The sequence below is a fragment of the Sphingomonas sp. CCH5-D11 genome, assembly GCF_001557395.1.
Classification (GTDB): domain Bacteria; phylum Pseudomonadota; class Alphaproteobacteria; order Sphingomonadales; family Sphingomonadaceae; genus Sphingomonas.
Map to the genome: position 1 here is coordinate 1 of NZ_LSKH01000063.1, position 12,742 is coordinate 12,742.

General features: G+C 68.8%; 14 protein-coding genes. 8 read left to right on the forward strand and 6 right to left on the reverse strand.

The window, feature by feature from the left end; genetic code table 11:
* On the reverse strand, window positions 1–1,185 hold a 1,185-nt coding region (gene purD / locus AX702_RS03920), incomplete at its 3' end, for a phosphoribosylamine--glycine ligase (RefSeq protein ID WP_066776419.1).
* Between purD and xseA the strand changes: the two genes are divergently transcribed.
* Genes xseA through AX702_RS03935 form a run of 3 tightly spaced genes read left to right on the forward strand, consistent with a single transcriptional unit; the run spans window position 1,184 to window position 3,662 of the window.
* Window positions 1,184–2,551: an exodeoxyribonuclease VII large subunit gene (gene xseA, locus AX702_RS03925; RefSeq protein ID WP_066776422.1), complete on the forward strand. Its 1,368-nt coding sequence runs from the start codon at window positions 1,184–1,186 to the stop codon at window positions 2,549–2,551. The genes purD and xseA overlap by 2 nt on opposite strands.
* An 11-nt stretch (window positions 2,552–2,562) precedes the next feature.
* The gene (locus AX702_RS03930) at window positions 2,563–2,763 is read left to right on the forward strand and encodes a DUF2093 domain-containing protein (RefSeq protein ID WP_066776425.1); all 201 of its coding nucleotides are present in this window, start codon (window positions 2,563–2,565) and stop codon (window positions 2,761–2,763) included.
* Window positions 2,760–3,662: a M23 family metallopeptidase gene (locus AX702_RS03935; protein ID WP_066776427.1), complete on the forward strand. Its 903-nt coding sequence runs from the start codon at window positions 2,760–2,762 to the stop codon at window positions 3,660–3,662. Before AX702_RS03930 ends, AX702_RS03935 begins: the two co-directional genes overlap by 4 nt.
* On the opposite strand, the gene AX702_RS03940 is transcribed toward AX702_RS03935, so the two are convergent.
* The gene (locus AX702_RS03940) at window positions 3,663–4,487 is read right to left on the reverse strand and encodes an FAS1-like dehydratase domain-containing protein (protein WP_066776434.1); all 825 of its coding nucleotides are present in this window, start codon (window positions 4,485–4,487) and stop codon (window positions 3,663–3,665) included.
* A 120-nt stretch (window positions 4,488–4,607) separates the two neighbouring features.
* Here AX702_RS03940 and AX702_RS03945 point away from each other — a divergent pair, with 120 nt between their 5' ends.
* A complete protein-coding gene (locus tag AX702_RS03945; protein WP_066776436.1) occupies window positions 4,608–4,841 on the forward strand; it encodes a hypothetical protein in 234 nt (77 codons plus the stop codon).
* 52 nt (window positions 4,842–4,893) lie between these two features.
* On the forward strand, window positions 4,894–6,747 hold the full coding sequence (locus tag AX702_RS03950; RefSeq protein ID WP_066776438.1) for an AMP-binding protein: 1,854 nt from the start codon (window positions 4,894–4,896) through the stop codon (window positions 6,745–6,747).
* Between the two features lie 232 nt (window positions 6,748–6,979).
* On the opposite strand, the gene AX702_RS03955 is transcribed toward AX702_RS03950, so the two are convergent.
* Together AX702_RS03955 and AX702_RS03960 are read right to left on the reverse strand one after the other, a co-directional pair.
* Complete coding sequence (locus AX702_RS03955) at window positions 6,980–7,807, reverse strand: arylamine N-acetyltransferase family protein (RefSeq protein ID WP_066776441.1); 828 nt, start codon at window positions 7,805–7,807, stop codon at window positions 6,980–6,982.
* Window positions 7,804–9,486, reverse strand: a complete 1,683-nt coding sequence (locus AX702_RS03960; RefSeq protein WP_066776443.1) for an acyl-CoA dehydrogenase — start codon at window positions 9,484–9,486, stop codon at window positions 7,804–7,806. The genes AX702_RS03955 and AX702_RS03960 overlap by 4 nt, the downstream gene beginning before the upstream one ends.
* A gap of 37 nt (window positions 9,487–9,523) precedes the next feature.
* Here AX702_RS03960 and AX702_RS03965 point away from each other — a divergent pair, with 37 nt between their 5' ends.
* Window positions 9,524–10,453: an L-threonylcarbamoyladenylate synthase gene (locus AX702_RS03965; RefSeq protein WP_066776452.1), complete on the forward strand. Its 930-nt coding sequence runs from the start codon at window positions 9,524–9,526 to the stop codon at window positions 10,451–10,453.
* A 2-nt stretch (window positions 10,454–10,455) separates the two neighbouring features.
* On the opposite strand, the gene AX702_RS03970 is transcribed toward AX702_RS03965, so the two are convergent.
* Both AX702_RS03970 and msrA read right to left on the reverse strand, forming a co-directional pair.
* Entirely contained in the window at window positions 10,456–10,761 is a 306-nt protein-coding gene (locus AX702_RS03970) for a hypothetical protein (protein ID WP_066776445.1), read from the reverse strand.
* A gap of 4 nt (window positions 10,762–10,765) precedes the next feature.
* Window positions 10,766–11,311, reverse strand: coding sequence for a peptide-methionine (S)-S-oxide reductase MsrA (msrA, locus tag AX702_RS03975; RefSeq protein ID WP_066776447.1), 546 nt, complete (start codon window positions 11,309–11,311; stop codon window positions 10,766–10,768).
* 63 nt (window positions 11,312–11,374) lie between these two features.
* On the opposite strand from msrA, the gene galE reads away from it, so the two are divergent.
* A complete protein-coding gene (galE, locus tag AX702_RS03980; protein ID WP_066776449.1) occupies window positions 11,375–12,376 on the forward strand; it encodes a UDP-glucose 4-epimerase GalE in 1,002 nt (333 codons plus the stop codon).
* On the forward strand, window positions 12,373–12,742 hold a 370-nt coding region (locus AX702_RS03985), incomplete at its 3' end, for an HpcH/HpaI aldolase/citrate lyase family protein (RefSeq protein ID WP_231731719.1). The genes galE and AX702_RS03985, both read left to right, overlap by 4 nt.

Sequence of the window (12,742 nt, forward strand, 5' to 3'; positions counted from 1 at the left end):
GCGCTGCGCCTCGGCGACGGTGCTGCCCGTCGCGGTCACCGCCAGCACGCGCCCGCCGGCGGAGACCAGCTGCCCGTTCGCTTCGGTCGTGCCCGCCTGGAATACCACCGCGCCCGTTGCCTCCGCCGCATCCACGCCGCCGATCGCCCCGCCCGTCTCGGGCGTGCCCGGATAGCCGTTCGCTGCCATCACCACCGTCAGCGCGACCGCCTCGGCGAAGGCGGGCGCGGGCGCATCGGCCAGCCGCCCTTCCGCCACCGACAGCAGCGTCTCCAAGAGGTCGCCTTCGAACCGCGCCATCAGCACCTGGCATTCAGGATCGCCGAAGCGGACATTATACTCGATCAGCTTGGGCCCTTCGGTCGTCAGCATCAGCCCCGCGTAGAGAACGCCGATATAGGGCGTGCCCGCCGCCGCCAGCGCGTCGATCGTCGGGCGAACGATCTCGCCCAGCGCCCGCTCCTCCAGTTCAGGGGTGAGCACGGCGGCAGGAGAATAGGCGCCCATGCCGCCGGTATTGGGCCCGGTGTCCCCGTCGCCGACGCGCTTGTGATCCTGCGCGCTGCCGAAGCTTGCGATGCTGGTGCCGTCCGACAGGACGAAGAGGCTCGCCTCCTCACCCTCCAGGAACTCCTCGATCACCGCTTCCGCCGGTCCGCCGGTGAACAGCGCGGCGATCGCCGCCTCCGCCTCGGCGCGGGTCATCGCCACCACCACGCCCTTGCCGGCCGCCAGCCCGTCCGCCTTGATGACGCAGCGCAGCTGCTCGCCGTCCGCGAAATCGTCCAGGCAGGCAAGCGCCCCGTCCTTGGACGTCACACGGAAATAGCGCGCCGTCGGAATGCCGACGCGCGCGCACAGATCTTTGGTGAAGCCCTTGGATCCCTCCAGCTTCGCCGCCTCGCGCCCGGGTCCGAACACCGGCACGCCGACGGTGCGGATATTGTCGGCCAGTCCTTCGACCAGCGGCGCCTCGGGGCCGACCACGACCAGCCCGATCTGGTGCCGCCGGATGAAGTCGATCACCGCGCGGTGATCCGACACGTTCAGGTCCGGAACCGTCGCATGCTGCGCGATGCCGGGGTTGCCGGGCGCGGCATAGAGCGTATCTATGCGTTCAGATTGCGCGAGTTTCCATGCCAGAGCGTGCTCGCGCCCGCCCGATCCGATCAGCAGGACGTTCATGCCCGACCCCTTTTTCGACGTTTCCGCGCGGCTGGTAGCGGACCCGACCCCCGGGGACAACGCCGCCGCCATGTCGGTGGGCGAGCTTTCGTCCCGGCTCAAGCGGGTGGTGGAGGGCGAATTCAGCCATGTCCGCCTGCGCGGCGAGATTTCCGGCTACAAGCGGGTCGCCTCCGGCCATTGCTATCTCTGCCTGAAGGACGACGCTGCCGTGATCGACGGCGTCATCTGGAAGGGGCAGGCGGCTGGCCTCGCCTTTCGCCCCGAGGACGGGATCGAGGTGGTCGCGACCGGCCGCCTCACCACCTATCCCGGCCGATCCAAATATCAGATCATCATTGAACGCATGGAGCTGGCCGGCGCCGGCGCGCTCATGGCGCTGCTGGAGCGCAACAAGGCCCGCTTCGATGCCGAGGGCCTGTTCGCCAAGTCAAAGGCGCGTGCGCCGCTCCCGTTCATGCCACGCCGCATCGGCGTCGTCACCTCGCCCACCGGCGCCGTGATCCGCGACATCCTTCACCGGCTGGAGGATCGCTGCCCCAGCCACGTGCTGGTCTGGCCGGTGAAGGTGCAGGGCGATGGTGCCGCGAACGAAGTGGCCGCCGCGGTGCGGGGCTTTGACGCCTTGCCCGATCACCTTCGCCCCGATCTCGTCATCGTGGCGCGGGGCGGCGGCTCGATCGAGGATCTCTGGGCGTTCAACGAGGAGGCGGTGGTGCGCGCCGTCGCCGCCTGTTCGATCCCGATCATCTCCGCCGTCGGGCACGAGACCGACACCACCCTTTGCGACCACGCCGCCGACCTGCGCGCGCCGACGCCGACTGCGGCGGCGGAGCTGGCGGTGCCGGTGCTGGCCGATCTGCGCTTCACTGTTGGCGCGCACGGGCAGCGGATCGAGCGCTGCGCGCGGCGCTATGTCGAACGCGGGCGCGAGCGGCTGGACGCGATGGCGCGGCTGCTGCCCAGCCGCGATCGCCTGCTCGGCCCCCAGCGGCAGCGCGTGGACGATCTTGGCGCGCGGCTTGATCGTGGCCTCGAACGGCGCGTCGTGCGGGCGCGCGGCGAACTTGACCGCACCGGCGCGGTGCTGCGCCCCGCTTTGCTCCAGCGCCGGCTGGAAGGCGCGCGTCAGCGGCTGGAGGATCTCGGCCGGCTGCTCGCCTCGGTCGATCCCGATGCGCCGCTTGCCCGCGGCTATGCCCGCGTGACCGATCGCGCCGGCGCGACGCTGACCAGCGCGGCGGCTGCCAGGGCGGCGGGCGCGCTGACGCTGAAGTTTGCTGACGGCGCCGTGGAGACAAAGGTTGAGGGCGCTCGTGCGCGCTCCTACTCCCCGGCGAAACCCGAACAGCCGACGCTGCTTTAGGAAGGTTGAATATGTTGATGTCGAAAACCGATCGCCCTGCGCGGATCCACTACATGGCCAATGGCTTTCGTGTGCTCACCCCCGGCGATCATGTGGTCTGCGGCGTGAGCGGCGCGCGCATTGCGATCGAGGATCTGCGCTATTGGGACGTTGCCACGCAGCGCGCCTTTGCCAGCGCGGCCTTGTCGGCGGAGGCGATGGCGCCGCAATGAAGCCGGCCGTGCCGGCAGCATTGCTCCCGCTCGTCCTTGCCGCTTGCGTCGCGCCGGCGGCGAGCGCGCCCGAACCGCTGCCGGCCGTGCGGTCGGCGCCGGTCGCGCCCCCTGCGCCGGCACCCGCTCCGCTCCCGCCCCCGCGTTTCGCAATCAGCGGCACCGCCAGTCAGGGCGGCCTGATGCTCGGCACTGCGCCTGTTGGAACGGTGGAACTGCTGAAGGACGGCACGCCCGTCACGATTGCCGCCGACCGCCGCTTCGTGATCGCGTTCGACCGCGACGCCGGCCCCGCATCGGTGCTGACGGCGCGCCTCAGTGATGGCCGGACCGCGACTCACCATCTGTCGGTGGCCCCGCGTGCGTGGCGCATCGAACGGCTGGATCGTGTCGCAAAATATCCCGTGCCCAGCGCGGATTTCCAGCGCCGCCGTCCGGCCGAACTTGCCCAGATAGAGGCCGCGCGAGGCCGGATGGAGGCCGCGGAAGGCTGGCGTCAGCGCATCATCTGGCCGGTGACGGGCCGGATCTCCGGCCTGTTCGGGGCGCAGCGCATTTATCGCGGGGAGCCCGGCTCCTACCATTCGGGCGTCGACGTGGCGCGTCCCACCGGAACGCCGGTCGTGGCGCCGGCGGACGGCGTGGTGGTTCTCGCCGCCGACGCGCCCTTCACGCTGGAGGGCAATCTGCTGATCATCGACCACGGCATGGGCCTGAACAGCGCCTTTCTTCACCTGTCGCGCATCGACGTGCCGGTTGGCACGCGCGTTCGTCAGGGGCAGGTGGTCGGTGCGATCGGCGCCACCGGCCGGGCCTCGGGGCCGCACCTCCACTGGGCGATGAAGTGGAAGGATGCCCGGATCGACCCGCTGCTGATCGCCGACCCGATGCCTGATTGATCAGGCCAGCCGCGCCTCTGCTTCCATGCAGGCGCAGCCGTCCTGATCCGTCGTCCACAGCGACACTTGCCCTTCGCCCGCAAGGTTCAGCGCCGCCGCGCGATCCACGAACAACGGCCGCGCGCCACGGAAGGAAAAGTGCGTCAGCCGCGCGCCCGGGCGGCTGCGCAGCAGGTGATCGGCCAGCAGCATCGCTTGATATGGCCCATGCACCACCAGGTCCGGGTACAGTTCCTCCGTCACCGCATATGGGCGGTCGTAATGGATGCGGTGCGCGTTGAAGGTCAGCGCCGAGAAACGGAACAGCGCGGTCGCATCGAACCGCACCTCTCGCCGCGCCTCCGCCATGCGCGGATCGGCGGGCGCTCTTGGCGGCGTGCCGTTGCCTGCTCCGCGAAACACCAGATCCTGCTCTTCGACCACCGCGATCGCGCCATCCACGGTGATGTCATGCCGCACCGTCACGAAGGTTAGCTGCCCGGATCGCCCGTCCTTCACCTTCACGTCGGTGACGATGCTGCGCCGCGTGGCCTGCGCGCCGATCGGCAAGGGCGCGTGAAAGCTGAGCCGCCCGCCCGCCCACATGCGGCGCGGTGCCTCGATCGGCGGCAGGACGGCGCCGCGCGCGGGATGCCCGTCCACGCCGATCGTGGATTGCGGCGCTTCGGGCAGGAAGAACAACCAATGCGCCAGCGGCGGCAGTTCGCCACCGGGCCAATGCGCACCGTCATGATCGAACAGGGCGGCCAGCCGGCGCAGCGGCGCCGCGACCAGATCGTCCTGCTGCTCGGTCGCGACCGGCGACCAGCCCTCGATATGCTCCATTCCCCTCGCTCCCGCTTTTTGTCCGTCCTGCCGTAATGCCGAGATCCTGGTCCGTCACCCTGCCCGGCTGACGGGCGCGCAGCGGTTGAACCTCCAACCCAGCCGCAGCGTTACCGGCACATGGCTGGCACATTGATCCACCCTGTGTCGCGGGTCGGCGCCGCCGCTCCGATTCATCACCGCGCGCGTGCGACGATCCGGCTGGGCAAGCGCCACCGGATGGACGCGCGGATCGAGGTGACGAGCGGCGGGCTGCTCGCGATCGGCGGGCTCGTTTCCTCGATTCTCCTGTCCACCGCCGTTCTGGTCCATGTGGCGGTGCGGGACGGCGGTAAGGCGCACAATCAGCGCTAGGCGAACGTAATACGGCTGGCTTATATCGGGACAAACTTCAGGAGAGACCCCGATGGCGACTGCGCCGGCCATGACAAATCCGCCTCCCTTCCGCCGCCTGCCGCAGAAGGGGCCGGACATTTCCGTCGAGCATCGCCCGGATGGCGCCATCCTCGTCAGTTCGAACCACGCCATGGGCACGCCGGCCCGCTCGATCCCGCACGTGATGGCCGAGAAGGCGGCGCTTCATCCCGATCGCCCGTGGCTGATGCAGCGCGCACCGGGCCATGGCCCGTGGCAGGGCGTCACCTATGGCGAGGGAAAGAAGGCCGCGGACAGCGTTGCGCAATGGCTGCTCGATCGCGGGCTCGGCGCCGGCGATGCCGTGATGTGCATCAGCGGCAATTCGGTGGCGCATGGCATCCTGATGCTTGGCTGCTTCACCGCCGGTGTGCCGATCGCACCGCTCAGCCCGGCCTACAGCCTGGTTTCCACCGATCACGCGAAGCTGAAGCATTGCTTCAACACCGTGCGCCCGCGCATCGTCTTCGCCGAAAACTCGGAAACGTTTGCCCGCGCGTTCGAAACGCTGCGGGAGCTTGATCCCTCGCTCACCTTTGTCACCATTGACGGCGGCGCTGGCACCATTCCCTTTGCCGAGTTGACCGGCACCGTCGCCACGCCGGCGGTGGATGCGGCGCGTGAGGCGCTGACCCATGACACGGTCGGCAAATACCTTTTCACCTCCGGCTCCACAGGCATGCCAAAGGGCGTGCCGCAGCATCAGGGCATGTTCGTGAACCTGATCGCCGCGTCCGAGGGGCTGCGCGACGATCCCGATCCCGTTGATCACCCGATCTCGCTCGATTGGATGCCGTGGAATCACATCTCGGCCGGCACGATCCACTTCAACGCCAATATCGCCGGCGGCGGCACGCTCTACATCGACGAGGGCAAGCCGGTACCGGGTCTGTTCGAAACGACCATCGCCAACCTGCGCGAGGTTTCGCCGATGAGCTTCGGCTCCGCGCCGGTCGCCTTCGCCATGCTGGCCGATGCGATGGAGCGCGATGCGACGCTCAGGCAGGCGTTCTTCAAGAACCTGCGCGGCATGGGCTATGGTGGCGCGACACTTTCCGATGACCTGTATGATCGCATGCAGGCGCTGGCGGTTGCCGAAACGGGCGAGCGCATGCCCTTCACCACCATGTATGGCGCGACCGAGACGCTGGGCGTCACCGTGGTCCATTGGGCGTCGGAGCGCGTCGGCCTGATCGGGCTTCCGCTGCCGGGATCGACGCTGAAGCTGGTGCCCAACGGCGCCAAGCTGGAGGTGCGCGTAAAGGGCCCGACCGTCACCACCGGCTATCACAACGATCCCGAAAAGACCGCCGCTGCCTTCGACGAGGAAGGCTATTACATGCTGGGTGACGCGGCGAAGTTCCTCGATCCCGATCGGCCGGAACTCGGCCTCGTGTTCGACGGGCGCGTCACGGAGGATTTCAAGCTGTCCACCGGCACCTGGGTGTCGGTCGGCACGCTTCGCCCCGATATCTGCGCCGCCTGCTCGCCGTACATCCAGGATGTGGTGATCGCCGGTCAGGACAAGCCGTTCATCGCCGTCCTCGCCTGGCCCTCCCCCGCAGCGTTGCAGACCCTGGCGGAGGCAGCGCCCGGCTCTGATCCGATCCCGGCGCTGGAGGGACTGGTGAAGGAGAGGCTGGAGGCGTTCAACGCCACCGCCGGCGGCTCGTCACGCCGCGTCCGCCGCTTCGCCGTGCTGCGCACGCCGCCGTCGATCGACGCGGGCGAAATCACCGACAAGGGCTATGTGAACCAGCGCGCCACGCTCACCGCCCGCGACGACGTGGTGAAGGCGCTGTTCGCGGACGAGCTCAGCGACGGCGTGATCGAGGTGGAGGCGTAAGGCCGAAACCACCCGTTCGCCCTGAGCCTGTCGAAGGGCGTGCCACGCCCATGTGCTTCGACGGGCTCAACACAAACGGGGGAGGACTGCTCCGCTCACCCCTCCAGCCACCCGTCATTCCCGCGAAGGCGGGAATCCTAAGCGCTGACGTCGCAAGCCCATCGTACCGACAGCGCCCATGGATCCCCGCCTCCGCGGGGATGACGGACTTGTGTGGGAACGCCTACCCCGCTCAGAACAACCCGAGCGCCGCGACCTCTTCCTTTGACAGGTCGATGCCGAACATCATGCTCAGGCGCATGCGATAGACGCGTGGATCCTCGATCACCGCCGCCGTTTCCTCTTCGCCCGCCCGCCGGCGATATTGCCGGTCGGTCAGCGTGGCGAAACCGTGCGGCAGGACGATGCTCACCACCTTCAGCGTGGTAAAGCGGGTGTCCGGCGCAGTGGAGGTCCAGCGGTTCGACACCTCCAGATCCGCCGGCCATATGGTATCGGTCGTGAAGCTGTACTGCGGCTGGTATCCCTCGCCCCCGCCCCGTCCATCCGTCGTGGCGCTATGTCCGTCGCGCAGCAGCATCCAGCCATGCGCGGCCTCACGCACCAGCCGGAACGTCGCGCCATCGGGCGCCACGGCTTCCGCGCCCTCCACCAGCGGCATGGGCGGCGTATAGCTGCCGCCAAAGCCCGGATCGGCGATCCATTCTTCCCCATCGATCGTGACGAGGCTCAGCGTATGCGTCTTGGGCGGCACGTCGCCGCCGTTGAGCCACACCCGCGCCAACAGCGGCCGCGCCTCGAAGCCCAGCGCTGCCAGCGCGTCGAGGAACAGCCGGTTATGCTCGAAGCAATAGCCGCCACGCCCGCCGACGACGAGCTTACCGAATACCGCATCCGACGAGATGTTGATCCCGCGTCCCAGCGCGACGTCGAGATTCTCGAATGGAATCGCCAGCCGGTGCGCTCTCTGCACGGCGGCAAGCCCGTGATGGTCGACCGTCACGCGCGCCGGCAGGCGGATACGCTCCAGATAGGCCGGCAGGTTGAAAGGCACGCTCATGCGGCAAACGCCTCCGCCTCGAGCGCATAGAGCGCCGCCGCGGGCGCTTCGGCTGCGGCGCGCAAGCCCAGCGCCTCCGGCACGATCTGGTCGAGGTAGAAGGCGACCACCGCTTTCTTCGCTCGCCCAAACGCATCGTCGCCAGCCGCCGCTGCCTCGCGCTCCAGCAGCCAGCCGCAGGTCGCGACCGACAGCATGGTCAGGAAGGGATAGCTCGCCGCCAGCCGATCATCCGCGTCCGCCGTCTGCAAGCGCCGGCCGACCGAGTCACACGCGGCCACCAGCTCGCCGAGCGCCGGATGCGCCGCCCCACGCAGATCCTCGATCAGCGTCGCGAACGCCGCGCCGTTGGACAACGACAGCTTGCGCCCTACCAGGTCTGCCGCCTGAATGCCGTTGGTGCCTTCATAGATCGGAGTGATCCGCGCATCGCGGAAGAACTGCGCCGCGCCCGTCTCTTCGATATATCCCATGCCGCCGTGCACCTGCACGCCGATGCTGGCGACTTCATTGCCAAGGTCGGTGCCATGCGCCTTGGCGAGCGGAGTGGCGATCTCCAGCCGGTCGCGCGCCGACGCGTCGCCCATGGTCGCACGATCCACCTGGCCGGCGGCATAATAGACCAAGGCGCGCGCCGCCTGCGTCTGCGCCTTCATCCGCATCAACATGCGGCGGACGTCGGGATGCTCGATGATGGCCGCGGCCTTGCCCTCGCGCGCGCCCTGGACGCGCTCGCGGGCATATTCCACCGCCTTCTGCGTCGCCGCCTCGGCCACCTGCACGCCCTGAAGCCCGACGTTGAGGCGGGCGTTGTTCATCATCGTGAACATGGCGCGCATCCCGCCGAACTCGGGACCGATCAGCTCGCCGACGCAATCGTCATGGTCGCCGAAGGAGAGCACGCAGGTCGGCGAGGCATGCAGCCCCATCTTGTGCTCGATCGACACCACGCGAACGTCGTTCGGCGTGCCGTCGCTGCGCACCTTGGGCACCAGGAACAGCGAGATCCCCTTGGTCCCCTTGGGCGCATCCGGCGTGCGGGCAAGCACGAGGTGGACGATATTGTCGGCGAGGTCATGGTCACCGAACGAGATGAAGATCTTGGTGCCCTTGATCGAGAAGGTGCCATCGCCGCGCGGCGTAGCGGTTGCGCGCAGCGCGCCGACATCGCTGCCCGCCTGCGGCTCGGTCAGGTTCATCGTGCCGGTCCATTCGCCCGTCGCGAGCTTGGGCAGCCAGGTCGCCTGCTGCTCGGGCGTGCCGTGGTGCTGCAGCGCCTCGATCGCGCCCACCGACAGGATCGGCGCCAGCGCGAAGCCCATGTTGGCGCTGCCCAGCGTCTCCAGCACGGCGCATTGCACCGCGAACGGCAGGCCCTGCCCGCCGAACTCCTCGGGCACGCCGATCGTCCCCCAGCCGCCCTCGACATACGTGCGATATGCCTCGCGATACCCTTGCGGCATTACCACGCCGTCCGGCGTCCACTTGGCGCCGACCGTGTCGCCCGCCCGCGCCAGCGGTGCCCATTCGCCTTCCGCCAATTGCCCGATTCCCTCAAGCACCGCGTCGATCACGTCGGGGCTGGCGGCAGCGTAGCGATCCGTAGCGGCAAGCTCGTCGATCCGCACGATTTGCTCGAGCACGAACCGCTGCTCGGCGATCGGGGCAGTGTAAGGCATGTTCTTCTCCAGTCTCGCGCCGCTATACCGTCCGGCGATGACGGCTCAAATCCCTCGAATCCTGAACTTCGGCGACGCCGCGATCGCGGAGGCGGCGGCGCTGATCCAGGCGGGCGGGATCGTCGCCGTGCCGACCGAGACGGTATATGGGCTTGCCGCGGACGCGACCAATGCCGATGCGGTCGCGCGCATCTATGCCGCCAAGGGGCGTCCCAGCTTCAACCCGTTGATCGTCCACCTGCCCGATCTCCAGGCGGCGGAGCGAATCGCGCATGTCGACGCTGCCGCGCGCGCCTTGGCGCAGCGCTGGTGGCCCGGCCCGCTCACCCTCGTCCTGCCGCTCCGCCCTGATACGGGCATCGCCGGCCTGGTCACCGCCGGCCTCGATACGATCGCGCTCCGCGTCCCGGCGCACCGCGCGATGCAGGCGCTGCTCAGCGCATCGGGCCGCCCGCTCGCCGCTCCGTCCGCCAACGCCAGCAACGCGATCAGCCCCACGCGTGCGGCGCATGTCGCCGCCAGCCTGGGGAGCCGCGTGCCGCTGATCCTGGACGATGGCCCGACCACCGCTGGCCTCGAGTCCACCATTGTGGGCTTCGGGGCCGGAAGCGGCGCGATCCTGCGCCCCGGCCCGATCACCGCCGACCAACTCGGCCTGCCCGCCGCGCCCAAGGACGACCGCATCACCGCGCCCGGCCAGCTCGCCACGCACTATGCGCCCGCCAAGCCGCTTCGCTTGGACGCGCGTGAACGTCAGGGCGACGAATGGCTGATCGGTTTCGGCGCCATCACGGGAGACGACACGCTGTCGGCCGCCGGCGATCCGGTCGAGGCCGCCGCCCGCCTCTTTGATGCGCTCCACCGCGCCGACGCGGCCCAGCCGCCGCGCATCGCCATCGCGCCGGTGCCCGGCGAGGGCATCGGCGAAGCGATCAACGATCGTCTGCGCCGCGCCGCACACCGCTAGGTTCAGGCAAGCCGGTACGGCGACGGATCGCCACGCTCGGCCACCAGTTGCGTCCGCGCTTTCGCAGCGCTCTGGCGGTAGTCCAGCTCCAGCGCCTCGAATGCCAGACCCCGTGCCTGTGCCAGTTCCGCGACGATCATGGCGTCATCCGCCCGAACGATGCGTGCGACCAGCGCCTCTGGCTCCGCCCCGATCCGCGCCGCCAGCAAGCGCATCGTCCGCGCCCGCAGCCGGAACTCGAAATCCACCAGCCGCGCGGTCTCGACCTCCGCCTTTTTCAGCAGCGCCGCGCGGAGGTCGAACGTCATGGCGTCAGGCGGCGACCGTCGCCGCTTTGGACCGCGCCGCGAAGCTCTTGCGCAGCTTCTGCAGCTTGGGCGGGATCACCGCCAGGCAATACGGGTTCCGCTGCCCTTCACCGTCCCAATAATCCTGGTGATAATCCTCCGCCGGATAATATTCGTCGGCCTGCTCGATCGTGGTGACGATCGGCTTGTCATGGTCGGCCTGCGCCCGGGCGATCGCCTGGTTTGCCTGCTCTTCCTGCATCACCGTCATCGGGAAGATGGCCGAGCGATATTGCGTGCCCACGTCGTTGCCCTGGCGGTTCAGCTGCGTCGGATCATGCGTGGCGAAGAAGATGTCGAGCAGGTCGGCATAGCTCACCTGCTCCGGATCGAAGCCGACACGGATCGCCTCGGCATGGCCAGTGTCGCCGCCGCAGACCTGCTTGTAGGTCGGATTGGGCACCGTGCCGCCGATATAGATGCTCTCGACGCTCTCGACGCCGATCACGTCCTTGAACACGGCCTCGGTGCACCAGAAGCAGCCACCGGCCAGCGTCGCATATTCGGTCATGGGGAAGGTCTCCTTTGCCGCTTATGTAGGAAGCCGCTAGGGCGCGCGCAAAGGAGCACACGCATGGCAGCATTCGACGGCAAGGTGATGGTAACGGGCGGGGCCGGGTACATCGGCAGCCATGCGGTGCTGGCGCTGCTCGATGCCGGTTACCAGGTGGTGGTGATCGACAATCTCGTGACCGGCTTCGATTGGGCCGTCGACCCGCGCGCCGCCTTCGTCAACATCGCCGTCGAGGATGCTGGCGTGCGCGACGTGATCCGCGAACATGGCGTGCAGGCGATCATGCACTTCGCCGGCTCGGTCGTGGTGCCGGAGTCGGTCAGCGACCCGCTCAAATATTATCGCAACAACACCGCCGCGACGCGCAGCCTGATCGAAAGCGCGGTGGCGGAAGGCGTGCCGCACTTCATCTTCTCGTCGACTGCGGCGACCTACGGCAACCCGACCAAGGTTCCGATCACCGAGGGCGATCCGCAGGCGCCGATCAACCCCTATGGCATGTCGAAGCTGATGACCGAGGCGATGCTGCGCGATGTGTCGGCGGCGCATCCGATGAACTATGGCGCGCTGCGCTATTTCAATGTCGCCGGCGCCGATCCTGAGGGGCGCAGTGGCCAGTCCACCGTTGGTGCGACGCACCTCATCAAGATCGCGGTCGAGGCGGCGACCGGCAAGCGCCCGGCCGTCGGCGTGTTCGGCACCGATTTCGCCACCCGCGACGGCACCGGCGTGCGCGATTACATCCACGTCTCCGACCTCGCCGACGCGCATGTCGCCGCCTTGAAGCAGCTGATCGCCGCGCCGGCCGAAAGCTTCACCTTCAACTGCGGCTACGGCCGCGGCTTCTCGGTCCTCGAAGTGCTCGACGCGGTCGATCGCGTCACCAACATGACGATCGAGCGCCGCATCGAGGGCCGCCGCGCCGGCGACCCGGCCGAGCTGGTGGCGGACAATAGCGCGATCCTCGCCGCGCTCGACTGGCAGCCGAAGCGCGCCGATCTCGACGGCATCGTGCGCGATGCGCTCGCCTGGGAACGCAAGCTGGCGGAGATGGGCAAGTGAGGCTGCGCTCGCTCCTGTTCGTCCCCGGCGACCGTCCGGAACGCTTCCCCAAGGCAGTCGCGACCGGCGCCGACGCGCTGATCCTCGATCTCGAGGACGCCGTCGCCCCCAATCGCAAGGCCGAGGCACGCGCCGCCGTCCGCGCCTGGATCGAGGCGCCGCGCGATGGCGGCCCGGCGATCTTCGTGCGCATCAACCCGATCGACAGCGATGAGGTCGCCGCCGATCTGGAGGCGCTCGCCGGCCTCGCGCTCGACGGCATCGTCCTGCCCAAGGCGGAAGGCGCGTCATCCGTCGACGCCCTCACCGATCGTCTGCCGGGCGATTACGTCATCCTCCCCGTCGCCAGCGAGACGGCAGCGGCGG

Excerpts from the sequence above, each read along its gene's own strand:
- galE (WP_066776449.1), top strand. The coding sequence starts at position 11,375 with ATGGCAGCATTCGACGGCAAGGTGATGGTAACGGGCGGGGCCGGGTAC.
- AX702_RS03940 (WP_066776434.1), bottom strand. The coding sequence starts at position 4,487 with ATGGAGCATATCGAGGGCTGGTCGCCGGTCGCGACCGAGCAGCAGGAC.
- xseA (WP_066776422.1), top strand. The coding sequence starts at position 1,184 with ATGCCCGACCCCTTTTTCGACGTTTCCGCGCGGCTGGTAGCGGACCCG.
- AX702_RS03950 (WP_066776438.1), top strand. The coding sequence starts at position 4,894 with ATGGCGACTGCGCCGGCCATGACAAATCCGCCTCCCTTCCGCCGCCTG.
- AX702_RS03945 (WP_066776436.1), top strand. The coding sequence starts at position 4,608 with ATGGCTGGCACATTGATCCACCCTGTGTCGCGGGTCGGCGCCGCCGCT.
- AX702_RS03930 (WP_066776425.1), top strand. The coding sequence starts at position 2,563 with ATGTTGATGTCGAAAACCGATCGCCCTGCGCGGATCCACTACATGGCC.
- AX702_RS03965 (WP_066776452.1), top strand. The coding sequence starts at position 9,524 with ATGACGGCTCAAATCCCTCGAATCCTGAACTTCGGCGACGCCGCGATC.
- AX702_RS03955 (WP_066776441.1), bottom strand. The coding sequence starts at position 7,807 with ATGAGCGTGCCTTTCAACCTGCCGGCCTATCTGGAGCGTATCCGCCTG.
- msrA (WP_066776447.1), bottom strand. The coding sequence starts at position 11,311 with ATGACCGAATATGCGACGCTGGCCGGTGGCTGCTTCTGGTGCACCGAG.
- AX702_RS03970 (WP_066776445.1), bottom strand. The coding sequence starts at position 10,761 with ATGACGTTCGACCTCCGCGCGGCGCTGCTGAAAAAGGCGGAGGTCGAG.
- AX702_RS03935 (WP_066776427.1), top strand. The coding sequence starts at position 2,760 with ATGAAGCCGGCCGTGCCGGCAGCATTGCTCCCGCTCGTCCTTGCCGCT.
- AX702_RS03960 (WP_066776443.1), bottom strand. The coding sequence starts at position 9,486 with ATGCCTTACACTGCCCCGATCGCCGAGCAGCGGTTCGTGCTCGAGCAA.